General features: G+C 67.8%; 3 protein-coding genes. 1 reads left to right on the top strand and 2 read right to left on the bottom strand.

The features are described 5' to 3' along the window. On the bottom strand, nucleotides 1-1,333 hold a 1,333-nt coding region (locus tag JYJ84_RS30890; RefSeq protein ID WP_205189899.1), incomplete at its 3' end, for an acyl-CoA dehydrogenase family protein. A gap of 173 nt (nucleotides 1,334-1,506) precedes the next feature. Here JYJ84_RS30890 and JYJ84_RS30885 point away from each other — a divergent pair. Then, nucleotides 1,507-2,409 (top strand): LysR family transcriptional regulator, encoded by a 903-nt coding sequence (locus JYJ84_RS30885; RefSeq protein WP_175222666.1) that lies wholly within the window; start codon nucleotides 1,507-1,509, stop codon nucleotides 2,407-2,409. Between the two features lie 21 nt (nucleotides 2,410-2,430). Here JYJ84_RS30885 and JYJ84_RS30880 read toward each other — a convergent pair. Then, nucleotides 2,431-3,782, bottom strand: a 1,352-nt coding sequence (locus JYJ84_RS30880) for an amino acid permease (protein ID WP_205189898.1), incomplete at its 5' end; no start/stop codon positions are given.

Below are 3,782 nucleotides of genomic sequence, written 5' to 3'. Positions count from 1 at the left end.
CGACGTCGAGCGCGACGATGTTGCTCGTGCCCTCCCAGATCGAGCCGAGATGCGCATCGCGCACGATGCGCGCGTCGCTCCATTCCTCGATGTAGCCGGTGCCGCCGCGTACTTCCATCGCATCGCCCGTCACGCGTCGCGCATCGCGGCACGCGCGGAACTTGATCAGCGGCGTCAGGATCCGCACGCAGCGCACGGCCTGCTCGTCACCCGCATCGGCCTGCGGCAGCAGCAGCGCGATCTGCATGAACATCGTGCGTGCGGCCTCGGCCGGCAGCAGCATCTTCAGCAACTGGCGCTGCATCAGCGGCATCTCGATCAGCTTGCGGCCGAAGGCTTCGCGGTGCGCGGCGACGTGCAGCGCCTCGTTCAGCGCGCGCCGCATCAGCCCCGCCGCGCGCACGCCGTTCGACAGCCGCGACATGTTGATCATGTCGGCCATCTGGTGAAAACCACGGCCGATCTCGCCGATCAGGTACGCCTGCGCACCTTCGAGCGCGATCTCGCCGCTCGCCATCGAACGGCTGCCGAGCTTGTCCTTCAAGCGCACGATCCGGTAGCGGTTGCGCGTGCCATCCGGCAGCGTCTTCGGCAGCAGGAACAGCGCGAGGCCCTTGATGCCGTCCGGCGCGCCCTCGGGCCGCGCGAGCACCATCGCGAGGTCGGCATCCGCGTTCGAGCAGAACCACTTGTCGCCGGTCAGGCGCCAGACGGTCTCGCCGTGCGCGTCCGTCTCGCGCGTCGCCCGCGTCGCGATCCGGCCGACGTCGGAGCCGGCCGCCTGTTCGGTCATGAACATCGCGCCCTGGTACAGCGTGTCGAAGTCGCGCGACGCAAGCATCGGCAGGTAGCGCGCGACGAGCGCCGGATCGCCGAAGCGGCGCAGCGTGCGCGTCAGCGAATCGGTCATGCTGACCGGGCAGCACAGCCCGAACTCCGCCTGCACGAACAGGAACGTCAGCGCGTACTTGACGAGCGGCGGGACGGATTCGGATCCGTGGCTCAGCGACGCGAGCCCGAGTTCGGCATACGCGACGCGTTCGAGCGCGACATACGCGGGATCCTTGTCGATCCGCTGCACGGCCTCGCCGCGCCGGTTGCGGTGCTCGAGCACGGGCGGGTGCTTGTCCGCGCGCGACGCCCATTCGTCGAGCTCGCCCGACACGCGCGCGCCGAGCGCGCGCAGCCGCGGCGCCAGCTCGGCATAGTGCGCATCGCCGAGATGCAGCTTCAGCAACGCGCCGAGATCGGGATCGATGGTGAAGAAATTGATGCCCCGGCTGTCGGGGATGTTGGATGCGCCGGCGTCCGGCGTACGAGCGGTGTCGTTCATGTGTGCGTCTCCTGGGTTGCCTGCACGTCGGCTGGCGGCGGCGCCGCGGCGCCTGGCCAGTCCCGTGCAAAGCCTTCCGCAGAGCGTAGGCGCGCGATCGATAAGCGTCCAATACAGGATTTATCCGGTACGATAGATGTCGCTTATCGATGCCGACGCCGCGAGGAGACACCATGGAACTGAGGCAGTTGCGCTACTTCGTGGCGGTCGCCGAGGAGCTGCATTTCGGGCGCGCGGCGAAACGCCTGTTCATCTCGCAGCCGGCGCTGAGTTTCGACATCCGCAAGTTCGAGGACGCGCTCGGCGTCCAGCTGTTCTCACGCACCAACAAGAGCGTCGCACTGACCAACGCGGGCGAGGTGCTGCTCGGCGAAGCGCGCCGGCTGCTGCTGCAGGCGGCCGAGGCCGAACGCCTGACGGTGCGCTCCGCGTCCGGTCTTGCGGGCCGGCTGAGGATCGGCTTCGTGCATTCGATGCTGTATCGCGGGCTGCCCGATGCCGTGCGGCGCTTCGAGGCCGACTACCCCGGTGTCGAGGTCGTGCTGAGCGAAATGAACACGCAGGCGCAGGTGCAGGCGATCCAGCGCGGCCAGATCGATCTCGGCTATGCGCACTGGGGCCACGTCCCGCCCGAGGTCGAATCGACGCCCGTCTATGCGGAACCGTTCGTGTGCTGCCTGCCGGCCGCGCATCCGCTCGCGAAGCGCAAGCAGGTCGCGCTCGCCGCGCTGGCCGCCGAACCGTTCATCCTGTTCCCGCGCGAAGCGGCGCCGCATTATCACGACCTGATCATCGCGCAATGCGTGAACGCCGGCTTCAGCCCGCTGATCCGCCACGAGGCACGGCTGTGGCAGACGATCCTGTCGATGATCGAGTTCGGGATGGGTGTCGCGCTCGTGCCGCGCGTGCTGCAGCAGGTGAAGAGCGACCGGCTTGCGTTCCGGCCGCTGAAGGATGCGTCGCTCGAATCGCGCACGCTCGCGCTGAAGCGCAGCGGCACGGCCGAACCGGTCGCGCTGCGCTTCGCGGATTACGTGCGCGCATCGATCGACGCATTGCCCGCGCTCGCGGGCTGAGCGCACGCCCCCACCGCTACGTCACGACTTCGCGTCGGGCTGGAGTACCGGCTGCGCGCGCCGATACCACACCGCGTACACGACCGACAGCGCAACCAGGAACGGAATGCCGAAGATCAGCGTCATGTGGAATTCGGCCGTGAAGTAAGTCGTCACCATCACCGCGAGCATCAGGCCCGCGCCGAGCAGCGTCAGCAGCGGAAAACCGCGCATCCGGAACGCGGGCGCCGGCAGGCCGAGCGCCGCCCGGCGACGCCGGAAACAGTAGTGCGTGACGAAAATCATCATCCACGTGAACAGCGCACCGAACATCGACACCGCCATCATGATCGTGAACGACGCGTCCGGGTACAGCACGCTCAGCACGGTCGCCAGTGCGATGCCGAGCGTCGACAGCATCAGCGCGCCGAACGGCACGCCGCGTGCGTTCACTTCCCCGAGCGCCTTCGGCGCATGGCCCGCACGCGACAGGCTGAACATCATCCGCGTCGTGATGTAGAGCTGGCTGTTCATCGCCGACAGCGCGGCGATCAGCACGACGAAGTTGATCAGCCCGGCCGCGCCCGGCAGGTGAATCGCCTCCATCACCTTCACGAACGGGCTTTCGTCGCGCCCCGCCGCCGTCCACGGCACGATCGCGAGCATCAGCGCGAGCGTGACGAGGTAGAACAGCACAAGCCGCACGATCGTCGAGCGGAACGCACGCGTGACCGCGCGCTCGGGATCCTCGGCTTCACCGGCCGCGACCGCGATCATCTCGATGCTCAGGTAGCTGAAGATCGATACGATCACCGCGACCCACGTGCCCCACGCCCCCTTCGGAAAGAAGCCGCCGTGATCCGTGTAATGGTGGAATCCCGCGCGTGCGGCACCGTCGCCGACCAGCCCCGGATTGCCGAACACGACATAGGCGCCGAGCACGATGAAGCCGACGATCGCCGCGATCTTCACGACCGAGAAGCCGTACTCGACCGCGCCGAACACGTCGACGCTGCGCGCGTTGACGAACACCAGCAGCGCGGAGAACCCGACGATCCACAGCCAGCCCGGCACGCCCGGAAACCAGTACTTCATGTACAGCGCGATCGCGGTGACCTCGGTGCCGACCGCGAGCACGATGCACGCCCAGTACGCGTAGCGCACGAGGAATCCGGCCCACGGGCTCACGTAATGTTCGGCATACGCGCCGAACGAACCGGAGGTCGGGTGCGCGACCGTCATCTCCGCGAGACAGCCCATCAGCAGCAGCGAGATGAACGCGCCGATCGCGTAGCTGACGAGCACGCTCGGGCCCGCGAAGCCGATCGCGAAGCCGCTGCCGAGAAAAAGACCGGTGCCGATGGCGCCGCCGATCGCGATCATCGCCATCTGCC

Source organism: Burkholderia sp. LMG 13014 (assembly GCF_905232215.1).
GTDB lineage: Bacteria > Pseudomonadota > Gammaproteobacteria > Burkholderiales > Burkholderiaceae > Burkholderia.
Note: the sequence above shows the minus strand (reverse complement) of the source record. Positions and strands in the feature narration are given on the sequence as shown.